General features: G+C 60.3%; 21 protein-coding genes. 13 read left to right on the forward strand and 8 right to left on the reverse strand.

What is annotated here, in order from left to right; translation table 11 throughout:
* Positions 1–187: 187 nt before the first annotated feature.
* The 7 genes from VF629_RS04150 to VF629_RS04180 all read left to right on the forward strand — a co-directional run bounded on the left by VF629_RS04150 (position 188) and on the right by VF629_RS04180 (position 5,997).
* Positions 188–622, forward strand: a complete 435-nt coding sequence (locus VF629_RS04150) for a MarR family winged helix-turn-helix transcriptional regulator (RefSeq protein WP_331057192.1) — start codon at positions 188–190, stop codon at positions 620–622.
* Between the two features lie 165 nt (positions 623–787).
* On the forward strand, positions 788–3,232 hold the full coding sequence (locus VF629_RS04155; protein ID WP_331057193.1) for a TonB-dependent receptor: 2,445 nt from the start codon (positions 788–790) through the stop codon (positions 3,230–3,232).
* A gap of 118 nt (positions 3,233–3,350) precedes the next feature.
* Positions 3,351–4,376 (forward strand): uroporphyrinogen decarboxylase, encoded by a 1,026-nt coding sequence (hemE, locus tag VF629_RS04160; protein WP_331057194.1) that lies wholly within the window; start codon positions 3,351–3,353, stop codon positions 4,374–4,376.
* Positions 4,377–4,389: 13 nt separating this feature from the next.
* Entirely contained in the window at positions 4,390–4,890 is a 501-nt protein-coding gene (locus VF629_RS04165) for a hypothetical protein (RefSeq protein WP_331057195.1), read from the forward strand.
* A gap of 8 nt (positions 4,891–4,898) precedes the next feature.
* The gene (locus VF629_RS04170; RefSeq protein WP_331057196.1) at positions 4,899–5,081 is read left to right on the forward strand and encodes a hypothetical protein; all 183 of its coding nucleotides are present in this window, start codon (positions 4,899–4,901) and stop codon (positions 5,079–5,081) included.
* Between the two features lie 129 nt (positions 5,082–5,210).
* Positions 5,211–5,420 carry a zinc ribbon domain-containing protein YjdM gene (locus tag VF629_RS04175; protein ID WP_198068951.1) on the forward strand — a complete coding sequence of 70 codons (210 nt, stop codon included), beginning with the start codon at positions 5,211–5,213 and terminating at the stop codon, positions 5,418–5,420.
* A 10-nt stretch (positions 5,421–5,430) separates the two neighbouring features.
* Positions 5,431–5,997, forward strand: a complete 567-nt coding sequence (locus VF629_RS04180) for a sugar O-acetyltransferase (RefSeq protein WP_331057197.1) — start codon at positions 5,431–5,433, stop codon at positions 5,995–5,997.
* A gap of 4 nt (positions 5,998–6,001) precedes the next feature.
* Here VF629_RS04180 and VF629_RS04185 read toward each other — a convergent pair whose 3' ends face one another.
* The 5 genes from VF629_RS04185 to VF629_RS04205 all read right to left on the reverse strand — a co-directional run bounded on the left by VF629_RS04185 (position 6,002) and on the right by VF629_RS04205 (position 11,625).
* Entirely contained in the window at positions 6,002–7,003 is a 1,002-nt protein-coding gene (locus tag VF629_RS04185) for a bifunctional ADP-heptose synthase (protein WP_331057198.1), read from the reverse strand.
* Between the two features lie 133 nt (positions 7,004–7,136).
* Positions 7,137–8,360 carry a pyridoxal phosphate-dependent aminotransferase gene (locus VF629_RS04190; RefSeq protein WP_331057199.1) on the reverse strand — a complete coding sequence of 408 codons (1,224 nt, stop codon included), beginning with the start codon at positions 8,358–8,360 and terminating at the stop codon, positions 7,137–7,139.
* Positions 8,361–8,465: 105 nt separating this feature from the next.
* A complete protein-coding gene (locus VF629_RS04195) occupies positions 8,466–10,493 on the reverse strand; it encodes a glycosyltransferase (protein ID WP_331057200.1) in 2,028 nt (675 codons plus the stop codon).
* Positions 10,494–10,634: 141 nt separating this feature from the next.
* A complete protein-coding gene (recR, locus tag VF629_RS04200) occupies positions 10,635–11,249 on the reverse strand; it encodes a recombination mediator RecR (RefSeq protein WP_331057201.1) in 615 nt (204 codons plus the stop codon).
* 94 nt (positions 11,250–11,343) lie between these two features.
* On the reverse strand, positions 11,344–11,625 hold the full coding sequence (locus VF629_RS04205) for an ATP-dependent Clp protease adaptor ClpS (protein WP_331057202.1): 282 nt from the start codon (positions 11,623–11,625) through the stop codon (positions 11,344–11,346).
* A 269-nt stretch (positions 11,626–11,894) separates the two neighbouring features.
* Here VF629_RS04205 and VF629_RS04210 point away from each other — a divergent pair, with 269 nt between their 5' ends.
* Positions 11,895–12,452, forward strand: a complete 558-nt coding sequence (locus VF629_RS04210; protein WP_331057203.1) for a hypothetical protein — start codon at positions 11,895–11,897, stop codon at positions 12,450–12,452.
* A gap of 95 nt (positions 12,453–12,547) precedes the next feature.
* Here VF629_RS04210 and VF629_RS04215 read toward each other — a convergent pair whose 3' ends face one another.
* Together VF629_RS04215 and VF629_RS04220 are read right to left on the reverse strand one after the other, a co-directional pair.
* On the reverse strand, positions 12,548–13,189 hold the full coding sequence (locus VF629_RS04215; RefSeq protein WP_331057204.1) for a YceI family protein: 642 nt from the start codon (positions 13,187–13,189) through the stop codon (positions 12,548–12,550).
* A 99-nt stretch (positions 13,190–13,288) separates the two neighbouring features.
* Positions 13,289–13,747, reverse strand: coding sequence for a MarR family winged helix-turn-helix transcriptional regulator (locus VF629_RS04220; RefSeq protein WP_331057205.1), 459 nt, complete (start codon positions 13,745–13,747; stop codon positions 13,289–13,291).
* A gap of 168 nt (positions 13,748–13,915) precedes the next feature.
* On the opposite strand from VF629_RS04220, the gene VF629_RS04225 reads away from it, so the two are divergent.
* Positions 13,916–14,482 carry a DUF6799 domain-containing protein gene (locus VF629_RS04225; protein WP_331057206.1) on the forward strand — a complete coding sequence of 189 codons (567 nt, stop codon included), beginning with the start codon at positions 13,916–13,918 and terminating at the stop codon, positions 14,480–14,482.
* Here VF629_RS04225 and VF629_RS04230 read toward each other — a convergent pair.
* A complete protein-coding gene (locus VF629_RS04230; protein ID WP_331057207.1) occupies positions 14,475–15,419 on the reverse strand; it encodes an enolase C-terminal domain-like protein in 945 nt (314 codons plus the stop codon). The two genes, VF629_RS04225 and VF629_RS04230, sit on opposite strands and share 8 nt — an antisense overlap.
* A gap of 399 nt (positions 15,420–15,818) precedes the next feature.
* On the opposite strand from VF629_RS04230, the gene VF629_RS04235 reads away from it, so the two are divergent.
* The 4 genes from VF629_RS04235 (at position 15,819) to VF629_RS04250 (ending at position 20,018) form a co-directional block, all read left to right on the forward strand.
* Positions 15,819–16,946 carry a DUF6799 domain-containing protein gene (locus VF629_RS04235; RefSeq protein ID WP_331057208.1) on the forward strand — a complete coding sequence of 376 codons (1,128 nt, stop codon included), beginning with the start codon at positions 15,819–15,821 and terminating at the stop codon, positions 16,944–16,946.
* 155 nt (positions 16,947–17,101) lie between these two features.
* Entirely contained in the window at positions 17,102–18,484 is a 1,383-nt protein-coding gene (locus VF629_RS04240) for a dicarboxylate/amino acid:cation symporter (RefSeq protein ID WP_331057209.1), read from the forward strand.
* A gap of 215 nt (positions 18,485–18,699) precedes the next feature.
* Positions 18,700–19,359, forward strand: a complete 660-nt coding sequence (locus VF629_RS04245) for a hypothetical protein (RefSeq protein ID WP_331057210.1) — start codon at positions 18,700–18,702, stop codon at positions 19,357–19,359.
* A 98-nt stretch (positions 19,360–19,457) separates the two neighbouring features.
* Entirely contained in the window at positions 19,458–20,018 is a 561-nt protein-coding gene (locus VF629_RS04250) for a hypothetical protein (protein ID WP_331057211.1), read from the forward strand.
* Positions 20,019–20,092 lie beyond the last annotated feature (74 nt).

Consider the following 20,092-nt stretch of genomic DNA (forward strand, 5'->3'; position numbering starts at 1 on the left):
CGCCCGCCACCGCTAATTCCTCTTAAAGATTTAGTTACTACCACACGCGAGATGCTTCGCTGCGCGCTGCATGACCTTCAAACTAACTTCGCGATTACCATCTCACCCTACTTCTGCAAAAAAAGTAATGCGTGGGCAAAACAAGACTCTATGACATATCATAGAGTCTTGTTTAACTTTGCTCTGCATGCTGAACTCCATCCTCTTCTACTCGCTCGATAAAGCCATCCGAAGCTACCGGCGCTTGGCCCAGGCCAACATCGACCGGGCGGGGCTGGACATCACCATCGACCAGTGGCTGGTGCTGCGGGTGCTGCTGGAGCACGACGACCTCACCCAGCACGAAATCGCCGAGCGGGTGTTCAAGGACCAGGCCTCGGTGGCGCGCATGCTGGCTTTGCTCACCAAGCGCGGCCTGCTGTCGGCCATACCTCTCCCCCACGACGGCCGGCGCACCCAGCTCCGCGTGACCGAAGAGGGCCAGCGCATGCTCGATGCCGTGCAGCCCATCATCCTCGACAACCGGGCCCTGGCCTTGTCCGGCATCACCGAAGAGGAGCTCACGGTGCTACGGCTGCTACTGGAACGCATTGCGCGCAATTGCGCCCCAGCGACCAGCTAACCTCCTTTACGTTCATAAAACCACGAAAAACTTTACCTCATACGCCCTTACCAAAGCAACCTTTATGACATGTCATACTCTTTCGCCTGGTTGACTTCCCTCCATCTCAACCATAGCTGAAACCCTCACCTTTTTTCTGCAAATCTTTTTTACACCCTTTCTGACATGAAACTATATTTATTCTCAGCTACCGCCACCCATCTTGTACTGATGACGGGTTTACTCATCGGCGGGAGCCAAGTGCAGGCGCAAGCGCTTACCGATGTGCGGGGCACCGTGCAGAGCGCTGGCAATGTCCCCGTTGAATTCGCGACCGTGACGCTGCACCGGGCCAAGGACTCCACCGTGGTTAAAACCGAGTTCAGCGACGCCAAAGGGCTTTTCCAGTTCGAGCGGGCTGCGGCGGGGCGCTACATCGTTTCGGCGGCCCAAGTTGGGTTTGTGCGGCAATGGTCGCAGCCGTTTGAAGCGACCGGGCAACCCGTGGAGTTACCCGCCCTGACGCTGGCCACCAGCGCCGCCACCCAGCTCAAGGAAGTGAAGGTTGTGGGCCAGAAGCCGTTGTATGAGCGCGAGGCCGACCGGACCATCGTGAACGTGGAGGGCTCGACGCTGGCGGCGGGCAACACGTCTTTGGACGTGTTGGCCCGCTCGCCGGGCGTGACCGTGGACGGCAGCGACAACCTGGCCTTGCGCGGCCGCCAGGGCGTGCTGGTACTCATCGACGGCAAGCGCCAGCCTATGACGGGCAGCGAGCTAGCTGACTACCTGCGCGCCCTACCCGCCGAGCAGCTCAAGAGCATTGAGCTCATCACCAACCCGCCGGCCAAGTACGACGCCCAGGGCGGGGCGGGCATCATCGCCATCAACCTCAAGAAGGACCAGCGCCTCGGCAGCAACGGCACCTTGAATTTGAGCTACGCCCGCGGCCAAGCCGACCGGTACACCGGCGGGCTGAGCGTGAACCACCGCCGTCAACACATCAACCTGTTCGGTTCCTACAATTACTCTGACCGCTCGTTTGTCAACCTGTTGACCATTCACCGGGACTTTTACAGCCGCCCCACCGCCACGGGCCGCCCCCTGACCAGCACTTCCGACCAGGACAACAGCAACCCCGTCTCGCTGCAATCGCACAGCTGGCGCGGTGGGCTGGACTACAACCTGTCGGAAAAAACAACCATTGGGGCCGTGGTGAGTGGCCTAGACAACCAAAACGCTGCTGCGGGCACCAACGAGACGCTATTGAACGACTTGTTGCGCGGCCGGACACAGCGCTACAACTCCACCAACACCAGCCAGAACAAGCTGGACAACGTGGCCGGCAACCTGAACTTCCGGCGCACCTTCACCAACTCCTTTGGCACGCAGGAGCTCACGGCCGATGCCGACTACGCCCGCTACGAGAGCAACCGCGACCAGCTCCTGAAAACCTTTTTCGTGGGCGAGCCCACCGAAGCCAACAGCCTCGACCAGCAAGGGCGGCTGGCCATCCAGTCGGTGAAGGTGGACTATACGCAGGCCCTCAGCAAGCAATTGCGGATGGAACTGGGCGCAAAATCGAGCTTGGTTTCGGCCGATAACGACCTGAAGTATTTCAACGACGCGACGCTGAACCTGGACCGCTCGAACCGCTTTCGCTACGACGAAAACATCAACGCGGGCTACGTAAACCTGAACTACAGCCAGCCCAAGCTGACGCTGCAGGCCGGCCTGCGCGGCGAACAAACCAAAGCCGTGGGCAAGCAAGACCGCGAAGTGGAATACCGGGACTTCACCCGCAACTACTTCCAGCTGTTTCCGAGTGCGGCCATCAAACGCACGCTCAACGACAACCACGAGCTGGCCGTGTCGCTGAGTCGGCGCATCGACCGGCCCGGCTACGGCCAACTCAACCCCTTCCGCCAACTCATCGACCGGACCACTGCCGGCAGCGGCAACCCCAACCTGCTGCCCCAAACCAGCTACAACGTGGAGCTGACCCACACGTTCAAGCAGAAATACAGCGCCGGCCTCAGCTATAGCCGCACCAGCAACCCGCTCATCGGCGTGGTGCAGCCCGAAACCGACAGCACCGTGCTTTCGACCTTCCGCAACCTCGACCTGCAGCACTACTACGCCCTCACCCTAACGGCCCCGGTGGACATCACCAAGTGGTGGAAGGCCTACAACAACGCCGTGCTATACTACAGCCGCTTCAACGGCGAAGTAGCCGGCACCAACCTCGACCGCGGCGGCGTGACGCTGAACCTGACGTCCAACCACACCTTCACTTTTGGCAAGGGCTGGAGCGCCGAGCTGAACGGCAGCTACCAGTCGCGCGAGGTGAATGGCTTTTTCGTGCAGCGCCCCAACGGCGAAGTGAGCGCCGGCGTGCAGAAGGGCTTGTGGGACCGCAAAGCCAACCTGAAACTGGCCATGGCCGACATCTTTTTCACCCGCGTGGGCCGCGTCACGTCCACCTACGACAACTACGTGGAGCGTTTCTACCAGCGCCGCGACTCGCGCTTTGTGACCCTTTCGTTTAGCTACCGCTTCGGCAACGACAAATTGGCCCCCACGAAGCGGCGCTCCGGCGGAGCCGAGGAAGAGAAACGCCGCGCCGGCTAAGGCTAGCAGTGAGCCGGCTAGGCAACTAGCCGCATGGCTCCGCGTTCACTTTTGCAAGGGTACACTTTTCAACTGGGCTCCAAAGCAGCCGGCCGAAGGGTGTACCTTTGCCGTTCCTATGCTGAAAAACGACCTTTTCCTCCGCGCCGCCCGCGGCGAAGCCACCGAGCGCACCCCCGTATGGCTGATGCGCCAAGCCGGCCGCATCCTGCCCGAATACCGCGCCCTGCGCGCCCGCCTCTCCGGTTTCAAAGAGCTGGTGGAAACGCCCGCCCTGGCCGCCGAAGTCACCATCCAGCCCATCGATGCGCTGGACGTGGACGCGGCTATCATCTTCTCCGACATCCTGGTGGTGCCCGACGCCATGGGCCTGCCCTACGAAATGGTGGAAGCCCGCGGCCCCCTGTTTCCCAACACCATCAAGTCGGCCGCCGACGTGGAGAAGCTCCGCATCGCCGACCCCGAAGAAGGCCTCAGCTACGTGCTCGAAGCCCTGCGTATTACCAAGCGAGCCCTCAATGGCCGCGTGCCGCTCATCGGTTTCGCCGGCGCCCCCTGGACGCTGCTGGCCTACATGGTGGAAGGCCACGGCTCCAAAACTTTCAGCAAAGCCCGCGGCATGCTCTACCGCGAGCCCGCCCTGGCGCACCAGCTGCTGGCCAAAATCACCGCCACCACCATTGCCTACTTGAAGGCCCAGGTGGCCGCCGGCGCGCAGGTCGTACAGGTGTTCGACTCCTGGGCCGGCACCCTGCCGCCCGACCACTACCGCGAGTTCTCCACCCGCTACATCGCCGAAATCACCGAGGCCCTTTCGCCACTCGTGCCAGTCACCGTGTTTGCCAAAGGAGCTTGGTGGGCCGTCGAGGATTTTGCCGCCACTTCCTGCCGCACCATCGGCCTCGACTGGAACCAGGACCCCGCCCAGGTGCGCCTGCAAGCCGACGACAAAACCCTGCAAGGCAACCTCGACCCCTGCGCCCTCTACGGCACCCGCGAACAAGTGAAAGCGGCCACCGAAACCATGCTCCGCAAATTCGCCGGCGGCCCCCACATCGCCAACCTCGGCCACGGGGTGTACCCCGACACCGACCCGGACAACGTGCGCGTGTTCGTTGACACGGTGAAGGCCTGGCGAGGGTAACGATGTATCTGCAATGATTGACGCCATCTGCTACGTATTAGCCAACGACCGTCTTGCCAATACTGTTTTACAGGTATTGAGGCGCTTCTTATCTTATCATACTCCCATTACCGAAGACTATGAGGATTTAGGTGTAGAATATGCGAGCGAGTACGATATGCTGCATTATTTTCAAGAGCATCCCGAATTAGCTGTTACTCGCTACTGGAGCGGACCTCAAGCAACTCCAGCTACAGCAGTGATTGGCGGCCATGCTAATCTTCGTTTTACGCATGGTGTGTCAGAACCCTTGTCTCCTAAAATTATGGTCGGAGCGCACTTTCTGGCGGACGGTCATTTGGTAATGTCTTTGACAATTGCAAATGATGACGATGAAACTGTGGACATTGTGCTAGCAGAGTTGATGCAATTCCTACAATCCACAACAGGGCTCATTTCATACGTAATCTATAGTAACTTCCTCACATTTGATAGTGCTGCCGAATTCAAGGCGGTGTGCGATTCATTGCAATAGCATACGATATGTTTAGCTCCACCTTCTACCTCACCCTGGGCCTGTTGCTGACACTGCTGTTCTTCATGTGGCGCTGGCACCTGAAGCGGCCCGACCGGTCGCGAGTGGAAACGTTCATGGTCATTTTGATTTCGATTGGCAGCCTCTCGCCGGTGTTTTTTCTGGCTTATCTACTACTCTTCCGCCGCTAAAACAACGCCTGCTGAACGAGGTAGAGACGCATACTTGCGTCTCGTCATTGAACGAACCACGTGCTATCTGACGGCGCGGACGACGAGACGCAAGTATGCGTCTCTACCTCACCCAACAACCCTCTTCCCATGGACGTTAAAGACAGCAACGGCACTCTGCTCGCCGAAGGTGATTCGGTGACTCTTATCAAAGACCTCAAAGTGAAAGGCTCGTCCCTGACGCTGAAGCGCGGCACGCTGGTCAAGAACATCCGCCTTACCAATAGCGCGGCCGAGATTGAGGGCCGGGCCGGTGGCAGCACCATGGTGCTCAAAACCGAGTTTCTGAAAAAAGCTTAGCGACGATTTTATGCCCAGCGAGAAAGAAAAGATGTTGGCGGGCGAGCTATACCTCGCCTCTGACCCCGAGCTGGTGGAAGCGCGTACCCGCGCCAAAGGCCTGCTGCACCGCCTCAATGTCACAGAATATCTTTTCACGGCTGCGGCCCAGGGTATCCTGGCTGAGCTGATTCCGCACACCGGCCAGAACTTCTATGTTGAGCCGCCCTTCCACTGCGACTACGGCAGCAACATCCACTGCGGCGACAATGTGTACTTCAACGTCAACTGCGTGGTACTCGACGTGGCCAAAATCACCATTGGCTCGCGGGTAATGTTTGGGCCCGCGGTGCAGCTCTACGCCGCCACGCACCCGCTCGACGCCGTGGTGCGCCGCACGTTGGAGCTGGGCCGGCCCATCACTATTGGCGACGACTGCTGGATTGGCGGAGGCAGCGTCATCTGTCCCGGCGTGAGCGTTGGCGCGGGCTGCGTGATTGGGGCGGGGGCAGTTGTCACCAAGGACATTCCCCCCTACTCCCTCGCCGTGGGCAACCCAGCCCGGGTCGTCAAGCAACTGGACGCACCGGCGGAGTAGCCGCTCAACCTGCTAGCTGGGCTTCTTGCGCTTCTTCGAGCAAGAGTTGTTTCTCGACGGGCACCACGCCTACTTGCTCGCACACCAGCCCGCCACCCAGGTTGGCCAGCGCGGCCGTGAAAGCGGCTGACTGCCCCAAGGCCACACACAGAGCGGCAATGCTGATGACCGTATCGCCAGCGCCGGACACGTCCGATATAGTGCGTAAATGCGCGGGCAAATAGGTTTTCTGGCCGTCTTGCTGGGCAAATACGCCATGCTCTGAGAGCGTAACCAGCACCGTTTCGGGCTCCAGCAGCTCTCGGAGCCGCACCACGGCGGCTTCAAAACCCACCCGGTCGGTGTTGGGCTCGCCAAATTCCAGCTTCAGCCCTTCGCGCAACTCTTTCAAATTGGGCTTGAACAGCGTGCAGTGGCGGTAGGCCAGGAAATTCTTCTTCTTCGGGTCTACCACCGTGGGGATGCCGCGTTGCCGGGCCCGCGCAATGCACTGCTCGATGATGGCCTCGTTGAGCACGCCCTTGTCGTAATCCTCAAAAATCACCACGTCGGCCCGCGTCAGCAGGTCGTCGTAAGCGGCCAGCAGCTCGGCTCCTTCTTCGGCGTTCACGTCGGTTTCTACCTCCGAGTCGATGCGCAGCAACTGTTGGCCATGAGCCAGGATGCGCTGCTTCACCGTGGTGGGCCGATTGGCGCTGCGGATAATGCCATCGGCCGACAAATGCCGCTCGTACAGCAACTGGAGCAATTGGTCGCCGCCGGCGTCGGTGCCAATCACGGCGCACAGCAAGGGTGTGGCGCCGAGGGCTTGCACGTTCAGGGCCACGTTGGCGGCGCCGCCAAGGCGGTTTTCGGTGCGCGCCACGTGCACCACAGGCACGGGGGCCTCGGGCGAAAGGCGCGTGGCCCGGCCCCACACGTAAGCGTCCACCATCACGTCGCCGATGATGAGGACGCGCAGATTGTTGAAGTTGTCGAAGAGCGTTTGTAGAGAAGTTTCGGACAAGGTAGTATCGAGGTTATGGCACAAAAAAGGCCGTCATGCAGAGCGCAGCGAAGCATCTCGCGTGCATTAACTAATTACTACCACAAGCGAGATGCTTCGCTGCGCTCTGCATGACGGTTCTGCCAGAACCCATTCAAGCCAGTTTCGCCAGGCTTTCCTTCACCCGCCGGAAGGCTTCCACGAGCTTGTCATCGGCGGCGGCGGTACTGAAACGCATGCAGTCCGGTGCCCCAAACGCCTCGCCCGATACGGCCGACACCAGCGCATCATTCAGTAGGTACATTGCCAAATCCAGTGAGTTATTGATGGTGCTGCCATCAGGAGCGGTGCGGCCGTAGTAAGCCGACACTTCCGGAAAAATGTAGAAGGCACCGCTTGGAGTCGGCGTCTTAAAGCCAGGGATGTCTTTCACAATGTCCAGCACCAAGTCGCGGCGGCGGCGGTAAGCGGCCACCATCTCATCAGCCGAGGCACGGCCGCCGCGCAGGGCCGCCAGTCCCGCCCGCTGCGTGATGGAGCAAGTGCCCGACGTAATCTGGCTTTGCATTTTATCGCAGGCCGAGGCAATGTCCTGCCGAGCGGCAAGATAGCCCAGGCGCCAGCCCGTCATGGCGTAGCCCTTGGAGAAACCGTTCACGGTAACAACCCGGTCCTTCACGGCCGGAAACTGAGCCAGGCTCACGTGCTCGCCCACAAAATTGATGTACTCATAAATCTCATCCGCTAACGCGTATACCTGCGGATGACGCTCCAGCACAGCCGCAATTGCCGCCAGTTCTTCGCGGCTGAACACGGCGCCCGTGGGGTTGCAGGGCGACGAATACATGATAAGCTTGGTACGCTCCGTGATGGCGGCTTCGAGTTGCGCGGCAGTCACTTTGTACTCGTTTTCGAGCGTGCCCAGAAGCGGTACTGAGGTACCATCGGCCAGCTTCACCATCTCCTCGTAGCTCACCCAATAGGGCGAAAACACGATAACTTCGTCGCCCGGGTTCACGAGGCTGAGCACGGCATTGGCCAGCGCCTGCTTGGCACCGGTGCTCACCACAATCTGATTGGGCTGGTAGTCGAGCTGGTTGTCGCGCTTGAATTTGTCGCAAATGGCCTGCCGCAGCTCCGGGATGCCGGGCACGGGCGTGTAGAACGTGAAGCCGTCGTCGAGGGCTTGCTTGGCAGCGTCCTTAATGTATTGCGGGGTTTGAAAGTCAGGTTCGCCAAAACTCAGGTTGATGACGTCGAAGCCTTTGGCAATGAGCTCCCGGCACTTTTTGGCCATGGCAATGGTGGCCGATTCGTTCATCGCCAGCAGGCGGTCGGCTAGCGGTGAGGCAGTCACGGGGGCGGCTTTGTCAGTCATGAGGAAGGGTACTAGCTTGCAAAAGGCAAAGCTACGGCAGCCCATGCAACCCGTAGCGTGGCTGGGCCGGCAGCGTGGGCGGGCCGGCCCGTCAATCGGCTCGCCTTAGCCCAAGTGCCGCCAGCAGCGCCAGAGCACGTTCAAGTCGGTGCCGGGTTCGTAGTCTTTGGCGTACAGCAGTTCCAGCCGCCGGCGCGTCGTTTCGTTCAGGGGGGCCACGGCCACGGCGGCATCGGCGGGCGAGAGCACGGCGGGCACGGCCCGGGCCGGGCCGGCCATGTAGCGCAAGCCCACCCAGGTGCGGCTGCCCACCAGCACGGCCAGGCAGTTGCGCAAAAAGCCGGCTTTCGACCCTTGAAACCACATGAGCAGCGGGGCCAGCAGCAACATGGCCACGCTGCTCAGCACGTCGAGCAGGCGCTTGGCGCGGGCCTGGCGGGGTTGGTACAGGTTGAGGGCAATGTCGAGGGTATAGTAGTCGCCGGGCGTGTCTTTGCTGCTGCTGCCGATGATGTATTGGCTGTCTTCGGGCAGGATTTTGTAGGCCACGGGCGGCACGGTGGGCAAGCTGAGCATCAGGGCGATGATGCGGCTGGCGGGCAGGTCTTTACCGCAGAAAATCAACTCGTCGAGCGCGTAGAGGCGGATGATGTCGGCCAGTTGGCGCAGTTCGCCCAAGGGTTCGTCGGCGGCCAGCCCGGCCCCGGCAAAGGGCAATACCGAGGCCCCGGCCTCCGGCCCGGGCGTTACGTCCACGTAGCCGATGACGCGGGCCTGCACGCCAGCGGCTTCCAGCAGGTGGCGCACGCGGCGGCTTTCGGGCCCCGAGCCCACGATGGCAATGTTTTTCTGCCGCCGCTCGCTCAGGCGCAGGTCGCGGTATTTGAGGAAGTGCGCCAGCAAGTGCCGCCCCGCAATGGCCGCCACCGCCCACGCCCCGCCCAGAATAATCAGGGCTTTGGAAAAGCGCCAGGCGTCGAGGAAGTTGGAAGCCGCCGAAATAATCAGCGTGCCCACGAAGATGCCCCGCACCACCCGCGAGGTTTTCACCGGTGGGTCGTAAGCCCCACTCAGGTAAGCCGATACCAGCCAAATGAGAATGTACACCGGCACCGCCACCAGCATGTACTGGGGCGGGTAAGCGCCCGGCACAAACTTGTGGTTGTTTTCCCAGTACGTTTTCAAAAAGTACATCCCAACCCACATCAGGCCGGCATCGAGCAGCAGCGGCGCCACCCGCACGGCCAACCGCTCCAGCACCGCCGCGCCCGCCCGCAACCAGATGGCGGCGTTGATGAGCAGCGAAAACAGGCCGGCCCGGCCCGGCGCAAAGTGCTTCCGGGCAAAAATTACCATGGCCCGGTAAAACACGAAAACGTAGTTTACGCTGGTGCGCTTGGTGCTTTCGCCCTTGTAGTGGATGATGCGGGTGCCGGGGAAATAATAATTTTTCCAGCCCCCGCGGGTCAGGCGGTACGACAAATCAATGTCTTCGCCGTACATGAAATAGGCTTCGTCGAGCAGGCCCACTTGGTCGAGGGCCGCTTGGCGCAGGAGCATGAAAGCGCCGCTCAGCACCTCCACTTCGTGGGTTTCGTCGGGGCTGAGGTAGCCGAGGTGGTAGCGCCCGAAAGTGCGCGAAGCAGGCAGCAGCCGCGCCAGGCCAAACATCTTGTAGAACGCAACGGCCGGCGTGGGCAGCGCGCGCTTGCTTTCGGGCAAAAACCGGCCCTGGCCGTCCAGCATCTTCACGCCCAGCCCCCCGCAGTCGGGGTGGGCGTCCATGAACTCGCAGCAGACCAGAAAAGTGTCTTCTTCCACCACCGTGTCGGGGTTCAGCAGCAGGTGGTACTGGCCCGTGGCTTGGCGCAGCGCCTGGTTGTTGCCTTTGGAGAAGCCGGGGTTGTCGCGGTTGGCCAAGAGCACCACCTCCGGAAAGCGCGTGCGAACCATGGCCACCGAGCCGTCGGCCGAATTATTGTCGACCACAAACACTTCCACCGGCTGGCCTAGCTTTTCCACGGCCCGCCGCACCGAGAGCAGCGCCTGCTCCAGAAAATAGCAGACGTTGTAATTAACAATAACGACGGAGAGCTTCACCACAATGGGCGAAATTACAGGCTTCCCCGGCATTGCGAGCACAACCGTACCGAATATCCTGCCGCTGGCTTGCTGGCCGCCGCGCAACAGTCTCGGGGCAGCTTCTTTGGCCCAGCAAAAAGCCCCGAATCAGCAGTGAATCGGGGCTTTTTGCGCTTGAATCTGGTAGGTGACTTACCGGGCCTGCCGCAGGCGGTCCACAATGCTGCGGCCCAGGGTGATTTCGTCGGCGTACTCCAGCTCGCCGCCCATGGGAATGCCGCGGGCAATGGTGCTGATGTGCACGTTGGGCAGGTCGCGCAGGCGGCGCGAGAGGTAGAAGGCGGTGGTGTCGCCCTCCATGGTCGGGCTGATGGCCAAAATGACTTCGCGCACTTCCGACTCTTCGGCCGAGGCGCGCTCCACCAGCGAGTCGATGTGCAAATCGGACGGCCCTACGCCCTCAATGGGCGAAATAACGCCGCCCAGCACGTGGTACACGCCTTTATATTGGCCGGTGTTCTCAATGGCAATGACGTCGCGCACGTCCGACACTACGCACACCAGGCTGTGGTCGCGCAGCTTGTTGGCGCAGATGCCGCATTCTTCCGAATCGGAAATGCTGTGGCAGGTTTTGCAATAAGTGATTTCGAAACGCATCTTGGCCAGGGCCTCGGCCAAGGTGGCCGTGGTATCCATTTCGGCCTTGAGCAGGTGCAAGGCCAGCCGGAGCGCGGTCTTGCGACCGATGCCGGGCAGGCGCGCCAATTCGCCCACGGCGTTTTCAATCAGTTTTGAGGGAAACTCCATTCAAAAAATGTGAAAATGTGCTGATGTGGAAATGTGCTGCATGAAAGGCGCAGTCAAAAACTTGCGCGCGTTTTCACCCCAACACCTTTGCACGTCAAATAACTTCGGCCGAAATGCCCCGGTCGTGAATGGCCGTGCACATCGGCTCGAGCTCCTCATAGGTACCGACTTTGACGGCGCACTTGCCCTTGTAGTGGATGAGCAGGGTGCATTGCTCGGCCTGCTCGGGCTGGTGGCCGCACACGTCAATCAGGGTTTTGATGACGTGTTCGAAGGTGTTGATGTCGTCGTTGTACACGACGAGGTTGCGCAGCTCGACTTCTTCTTCGAGCAGCAGTACCTCTTCATCATTCTCAATTTGCGGACGGGTGTTCATAGGGCAAATTTACGCAGGAAAGCCGGCGTTGGGCAGCAAGTAATAACTGTAAAACCCGCGTTTTCGTTTCGTTGCAATCTGACGATTCGCACATATTTAGCTTGCCCTACTTACCAGCAACAAAATGGCTCCCAAGCCATCCCCTTGCGCTGCGAGCTTCGCAGCGGCGGCCGCGTTATTGCCTTATTTTTGGCTCACCGCCCTGCGCCTGTCTCAACCGTTAGCGTTCCTGCCTTCGTAACGGGCTAACCGCCACCCTACGCTTTGCAATGCCCGTTCCCTCCCCTGACTTTAAAAAAGCCCTCAAGCGCCTCTCCGAGCCCGAAAAGGAAGCCTTACTGCTCCGCGCCGTGCGCCGCGACGCAGAGCTGTACGAAACCTTCCGATTTGAACTCCTGGCCGACGTCACCATTGGGCAAATACAGGAAGAAACCGCCGACCGCATCCACGAGCTGTTCAACGTGGCCGTTTCGGGCCGCTTGCTCAACCGCAGCCTGGTGAAAGCCGTCCGGGCCAGCGTGCAGGAAGCCGCCCGCGCCCGCCGCATCACCAAAAACAAGCAGCTGGAAATAGACCTGCTGGTCTACATCCTGCGCCAGTGCATCGACAATTACTCCGGGCAGTTCGATAGCGTCTACGACGGCTTCTACAACGCAACTGCTCGGTTGGCCGCCCGCGTGCCGGCGCTGGTGCTGAAGAGCTTGCACGAAGACCTTTGGGTCGAATACAAGTCAGAGTTCGACGACATTTTGCGCGAGCTACACAGCCGCAAAAAAAGCCACCACCTGAAATTTGAGTTGCCGCGTAGCTTCGAGATTCCGCACTAACCAACTACTTATCAACCCAACCGAAAACAAAAAGCCCCGCCATTGCTGGCGGGGCTTTTTGGTGCCTGGCTGTTATCTCAGCAAGGCGAGGGCAATTAGGAGTTCTTAGCGATGACGTTGAAGCTCAGTGTGAAGTCATCGTTGATGGCTTTGTCGCCGATGCTCTCGAAGAACGACTTCGAGCCGTACTTCAGGCCGAACTTGGTGCGGTCGATGGTCACGGTGCCGCTGGCCGAAGCCACGCCGTTTTTCACGCCGGCTTTGGCGGGGAAGGTGATGCGCTGCGTCACGCCCTTGATGGTCATGTCGCCGGCGATGGTGGCGTTGTTGCCGCTGGCGTCGCCTTTCAGCGGCGTTACGCTCACAATTTTAAAAGTCGAAGTGGGGTACGTAGCCACGCCGAAGAAATCATCGGCGCTCATGTGGCCCACGAACTTGGTGTGGCTTTCGGCATCCTTGATGTCGGTGGCCTTCATGGTTTTCATGTCAACCACCACGTTGCCGCCCACGATGGCGTTGCCTTTCACCAGCAGCTCGCCATCGGCGAATTGCATGGTGCCGTTGTGGCCGTGGGTCACGGCTTTGCCTTCCCAGCCCAGGGTGCTCAGCTGCGGCTGCAGCTTGTAGCCGGGGGCGTTGGCGGCCATTTTGGTGCTGTTATTTTTTTGGGCCGTAGCAACGGGGGCTGCACCAAGGGTGGCCACTACGAAGAGGGCGGGCAACAGAAACTTTTTCATGAGAAAAAAGAAAATGAAAAAAGGGGTATGAGGGAAAAACTGTACGGCGGAGCCGCAACGAAAAAATGTGCCAAACGGCATTGAATCAAGAAAACAGGCCTACTCTTCGGCTGAGCGAATTTTGTCGAGCAAGTGGTTGAGCTGGCGCAGCTCGGCTTCGCTGAGCCGGCTCATGTTGGCGTGTTCGAGCACGCCGGTAGTTTCGATGGTTTCGAGCAGGTCGAGCCCGGCTTGCGTGATGCGGATGTCGACGGCCCGGCGGTTGGCGGGGCACACGGTGCGCGTCACCAGCTTTTTCTCCTCCAGCCGGTCCACAATCCGCGAGGCGTTGCTGGTTTTGTCCAGCATGCGGTCAATCAGCAGGGCCACCGTAGCGGGCAGCGGATGCTGGCCGCGCAAAATGCGCAGAATGTTGAACTGGGGCAGCGTCAGGCCCAGGGGTTTGAACGCCGCGGCTTGGCGCAACTGCAGCCAGCCGGCCGTGAACACCAAGTTGATGTGGGCCTTTTGGTTCTCGTTGCGGAAGATGGGCTGCTTGATTTCGTCTTCGATGCGCATGGTAGGCAGAGGAATTGGATGCAAATATAATGTACATACATTTAATGTTGCAACACTGTTCCTGTCAATGATAGAAAAAATTATTTGCAGTAAAGTAATTACCTCGGCTGTGCATCTCCGAAAATCGCCAGAACACGTATTGCCGCTCATTCACCTTTTCCCCTCCCCATGAAACGCTTTTTTGCTTTGGTCCTCGTTGCCGGCAGCCTGGTTGCTGCGCCCCGTTTTGCGGCTGCCCAAGACGGCGGCTTTCCCGTGCAAACCACCGCCCGGACGCAGTTTGTGTTCAAGGACGGCGAAGTAATGCGCCGCGAAGGCACCCAACTCACGCCGCTCACCCAGAACGTGAAGCTGCGCAACGGCACCAAAATCAACTACAAGAACGGCATCGTGGAAATGCCCGCCGACAAAATCAACCCCCAAGGCAAAAAGCTCACCTTGCGCGACGGCGACTACGTGCGCGCCGATGGCGGGGTGGTGTTTGCCACGCCGGCCAGCGCGGCGGCGTCGCGCGGCGGAGCCCCGGCAGCCGGCGCCACCAAATTCGAGCCTTACGTGCAGCGCGGCCCCGGCTTCGCCGACCCGGCCATGCAAGTGACCTTGCTCACCAAAAAGGTGGACCTGCTGACCCAGAAAGTTAATTTGCTCAGCCAGGGCCGCACCGACCTGCCCGACACCAAAGCCATCGACGACCAGCTGGCCCAAGTAAACGCCCAACTGAACGGGCCTAAATAGCCGCGTTGCCGGCGAAGAAGACCTTTCCGTCGGCTTCGCGCACCAACCCGAACGGCTCGTCCTTCACCACCAGAATGCCGTCCAAATCGTGCACCTCGGCCAGGGCGCTGAGGTGCAGCGCGGCCGCTATGCCCACGCTGGTCTCGACCATGCAGCCCAACATGGGCAGCAGGCCGTGGGCGCGGGTGCGGCGCAGCAGGTCGATGCCGCGCCTGTAGCCGCCGGCTTTCATCAGCTTCACGTTCACGCCGTGAAACTGTTGGGCGATTTCGGCAAAATCCGCCGTGTTGGTGACGGACTCGTCGGCCAGCAGCGGGGCGCTGCTGCGGGGGCGCAGGTAGCGGTAGTCATCGGCCAGGGCGGCGGGCAGCGGCTGCTCCAGCAGGCGCAGGTTTAGGCCGGGCAACGTGGCCGCTTGCTCCAGGAAAAGCAGCACCCCGTCGGCGTCGGTCCAGGCCTCGTTGCCGTCTACCAGCAGGGCTTGGCCGGGCAGCACGCGCACCACCTCTCTCAATAAATCGAAGCCTTCGGCCTGGTTTACTTTCACTTTAAGCAGTTGAAAGCGGGCCGCGTTGTGCTCCTGCACGAATGCGGCCACCGCGCCGGGCGCCATGATGGGGAGCGTGAAAGCAGTGGGCACGGCAGCCGCCGGCGGAGGCACGCCCAGCCATTGCCACACCGGCTGCCCGGCGCGGTGCGCCAGCCATTGTACCAGCGCCGACTCTAGGCCAAAGCTGAGCGCATGCGCCACCGGATGCGCTGCGAATAGGCCATCCAATTCTTCCAGCGAAGCAACCCCGGCCAGCCCATTTGCCTGCAGCAGACCGAACTGCTCCTGCAGCAGCTCAGGCGACTCGTTGTAGCGCACATTCGGCGCGGCCTCTCCACGCCCAACGTGGCCTTGTCCGGCTACCTGCACCAAGAGGTTGGTTTTCACAGAAGAAGCATTTCGGGAAATTTTCCACTCGAAGCTGAGCGGTAAGGTGAGGGGTTGGACGGACCAGTCGAGCATATGGTAAAGTAACTGCACGCGGCGGACGGAGCCCCAAGACGCGAGAAAAAGCATATCTTATCCATCCATAGAGCAAACTCCTCCTTTAGCACAGTTGTTTTTCACAATTAGGCCAAAATCCCCAAAGAAAGACACAGCTACTGATGAGCTTTTCTGCATCATATTTCTTCTTGGTTCAAGTCAAAAAGCCCATAATCAATTTTTATTTAGTTTTCTGCATAAAGCTTCCTTTACTTCTCTTCCCTCCTGCTCAGTGGTTTGCTGCTGGCTGGTACGTCCCACCAAGCATTCGCTCAAAAGAAAGCCGCTGAAGCCCCTTCCTACTTGCCTTTCTTCACGGTTCAGGACAACCTGCTGGTGGTGCGCAACGGCGACAAGGCCAAGTCCCTCGATAAAGACATCACCCTGCCCAATGGCGTGCGGGTAGAGCACCGCTCGCAGTCGGTGCTGCTCACCAATGGCACGCGCATGCCGTTGCGAGAGGGCGACATGCTGAGCTTAAATGGCGAATTCATCCGCAAAGCTCCCACCCCAAGCGTGGTCGTGGCTACCACGGAAGCGGCGGCACCAGTGGTTGCGGCAGAAGCAGTTCCCGCACCCGCGGCAGTGGCCGCGCCTGTGGCGCCGGCTGCAGCGCCGGCACCGGCAGTTTTCACCTACCGGCCGGCCGCGCCGGTCAACGGGCGCCTCAAGGGGGTGGTGGAGTTGGGGGCCAGCGGCTTCAATCTGTTCATTATCCGAGTAGATGAGAAGCGCAACTGGAAGCTGGAAAAGTCGGAATTTGGCAACAGCCTCGTGATGGAAAACATGGCCACCGAGGCCGACGTTCGCCACGGCCTGAAGACGTACATCGGCCAGATGCTGGATTTCGGCGTGGCCGGCCGCGACATTCATTTTGTGGTTAGCTCCGGGGCCCTCATGGCTACGGGCACGCAGAGCATCATCAAGGGGCTGGAGGCCTTTAAGTATAAGGTGACCACCGTGACGCCGGAGCGCGAAGGTGTGTTGGGCTTGGTGGCGGCCCTGCCCACTGGCTACGCCGACAACGCGTTTGTGGTCGACATGGGCTCGGGCAACACCAAAAATGCCTGGATGGCCGGCGGCAAGCCCCACGTGGTGGACACGTACGGCGCCAAATACTACGAGCGGAGCATCGACGCCACCGCCGTGGCCACCGACGTGAGGGCGAAAGCGGTGCAAGTGCCGGCTGAGCTGCGCAAAACCTGCTTCATCATTGGCGGCGTTCCCTACGAGTTGGCCAAGGCCGGCCGCCAGGGCAAAGAGCCGTTCACCGTGCTGCGGGCGTCCGAAACGTACTCCCAACTGCCGGGAGCCAAAACCCAGGCCGGCCTCAACATTTATCAGTCGGTGGCCGGGGCCACGGGGTGCCAGCAGTTTGTTTTTGGCTACGACGCCAACTTCACCATCGGCTACCTGCTCACGCTGCCGTAGCCGCGCCCACCGCCGTACCGAAACGCCCCGTGCCGCCTGCGCACGGGGCGTTTTTGCTGTGCGCCGCTCCCGCGCCGGGCCGATGGTTGGGCTTGCTGGCTGGATAATGCCGTTCTTTATGCCCTCATTCCCGACTCCCGGCCGTTATTACTTGCATGACGAAATCCCGTTTACCCCTCGTTGCTTTCTTTTTCTTGCTCATTGCGGCCATCCTCACGGTGCTGGCTGCCAGAGACCTGGTGGCCCTGCCGGCCGCCGTGCCGGTGGCCGCTCGTTGGCTGGCGCTGCTGGCCGTGGCCGCCGCCGTTGCACCCCGCCGCTCGCTCACCCTCTGGATTGTGTTCAGCATGTTGGCCGGCATCGAGTTGGGCCACGACGCGCCCGGCGTTGCCATGAGCCTCAAAGTGCTCAGCGACGCGTTTCTGCGGCTGGTAAAGACCATCATTGCGCCGCTGGTTTTCGCCACGCTGGTGGTGGGCATTGCCGGCCACGCCGACCTCAAGCAAGTGGGCCGCATGGGCGTGAAAGCCCTGGTGTACTTCGAAATCGTCACCACGTTTGCCTTATTCATTGGCTTGGCGGCCATCAACCTCACCAAAGCCGGCGTGGGCATCAGCCAAGCCGGAGTGAAGGAAGAAACCCTGGCCGCGGCGCCCACCCAAACCGCGGCCGACATCATCCTGCACATTTTCCCTGAAAACATTGCCAAATCGGTGGCCGAAGGCCAGGTGCTGCAGGTGGTCATCTTCGCCATTCTGTTTGCCATCGGCCTGGCCCTCACGCCCGAACGCCCCCGCCGCGTGATGCTGGAAGTCTGCGAGAGCTTGTCGGAGGTCATGTTTAAATTCACCAACGTGGTGATGTACTTCGCGCCGCTGGGCGTGGGCGGCGCCCTGGCCTACACGGTGGGCAAAATGGGCTTTGCGCCGTTGCTGAATGCGTTCCAGCTCCTGCTCACGCTCTACGGCGCCCTCATTGCGTTTATCCTGCTCGTGCTGCTGCCGGTGGCGCTGCTGGCGCGCATTCCGCTGCGCCGTTTCATCGGCGCGGTGGCCGAGCCGGTGAGCATTGCCTTCGCCACCACGTCCAGCGAGGCAGCCTTGCCCCGAGCCATGGAAGCCATGGAGGCCATTGGCGTGCCGCGGCGCATCGTGGCCTTCGTCATGCCAACGGGCTACTCCTTCAACCTGGACGGCACCACGCTGTACCTGTCCTTGGCGGCGGTATTTGTGGCCCAGGCGGCGGGCGTGCCGTTCACCTTCAGCCAGCAACTGCTGATGGTGTTTACCCTCATGCTCACGAGCAAGGGCGTGGCCGGGGTGCCCCGGGCCTCGCTGGTTATTCTGCTGGCCACGGTGGCTTCTTTCAACCTGCCCGCGTGGCCCGTGTTCATCATTCTGGGCATTGATGCGCTGATGGACATGGCCCGTACGGCCGTAAACGTGCTGGGCAATTGCCTGGCCTCGGCCGTGGTGGCGCGCTGGGAAGGAGAGTTCGTGGACGACTACCGCGGCCCCGACCCAGCAGTGGTAGAATAGCACAACGGTAACAGTAGAAATTGAACGAAAACTGGTCGGCCGGTATTATGCCAATCACAGGTTATTTCCCTCCGCTCGCCGAGAAATGCCCGGCTTCTCGGCTCAAACCGCTAATTTAGCTCTCGCTACCCTGGTTGAAGTCATACTAACTCGACATTAGGTATTTTTTCAATTTTATACTTTTCTTTTCCGGCATTCCTTTTTATCTTCCTCCTATGAAACTAACTCGTCAACTCGCCCTGCTGGTTTTTGCGCCCGCTCTGTTGATGGCGCCGGCTTGTGTGTCGGTAAAAAATCAGATGAGAAGTACTCCCACGGCCACCCTGTCCAAGCGCCTGCCGGCCCTGGAAGTCCTGGCTGACCAAGGCCCCCTCGCCATGAACGACGGCGCTTTGCCCGAGGACCCGCTGAAGTTGTTTCAACAAGAATGCCGGATTAACCTAACCGAGCCCACCGACAGCGCCACCTACGGCTACGCCAAACTGGTGGTAAAAAAGGTGCGCACCGTGCGCACGGGTCGTGCAGTGCAGGGCTTTCAAGTGCTCACCTTCATGGTGCCAGCGGTGATGGGCATCCCCCTGGAGTGGTACAAAACCACCTTGCAGGCCGAAGTACAGGTAAGCGACGCCGCCGGCAACCTGCTGGGCTCGTACTCGGGCACCGGCAACTCGGAAGTGAAGGTGGCCATGTACCACGGCTATTCGCAAACCACGGCTCCTCGCCTGGCCGACGTCATTGCCCTGCGCGGCGCCATGGCCCAAATTCGCCCGCAATTGGACACCGCCACGGCGCGCTTGCGTCCGCTGCTGCTCGCCGGAGGCACCGTTGAAAATCCCACGCTGCCATCGTCTTCCACCGTGACGGGCAGCCGCTAGGCTTTTGTTTCGCTGATTTTTTAGCTGGCTTCGGGCCCGCAGTGCTTCTTCCCCTTGGCGTGGGCAAGAGGCGCTGCGGGCCTTACCTTTGGGCAACCATGGCCACGTCCTTTCCCTTCCGGTTTTCTGCTATTGTTTGCCTGAGCACGGCCCTGCTGAGCGGGTGCTGCGCCAACGATGTCTGCGAATGCAATGACGCCGACGCCGACACTGTTCGGTTTCGGTTTCGGTATTCGGCGGACACGACTGTTGCTGTAAACACTTTCAGGCCAGCGGATTTAGACACCATCACAATCGAAAGGTCACCCCTGCCCTACGACCCTAAAGTCAAGCCGGAAACGGTCGTGCTCTACCGCACTCCAGCCCAAGCCAATGACACGCTGGTTACGCTGGTGCTGAACAACAACGCGCCTTTTGCTCAGAAGCCCAACACCAAGCTCAATTCGTACCGGTACGTGGTGAGCTACCGTAAGAACCCTCCCGTAAAAGGCACTCCTACCACTGTTTTGGTGATTGACAGAGTGGAGCTGAGCGGTACTTTGGATGGTGACGGCTGCTGCACCTGCTACACCAACACCCGCAAAGCCATTTACACCAACGGAAACCCCGTGGTGCGGGAACTGCAACCGGGCGACGTCGTTGAAATAACCAAACCGTAAATTCAAGCACGCCCCTGCCTGGGGCGTCTTGCGTATAGTGCCTGCCGTGCTGCAACGATTGGCCGGAAATCCGT

This window comes from Hymenobacter sp., assembly GCF_036388155.1.
GTDB lineage: Bacteria > Bacteroidota > Bacteroidia > Cytophagales > Hymenobacteraceae > Hymenobacter.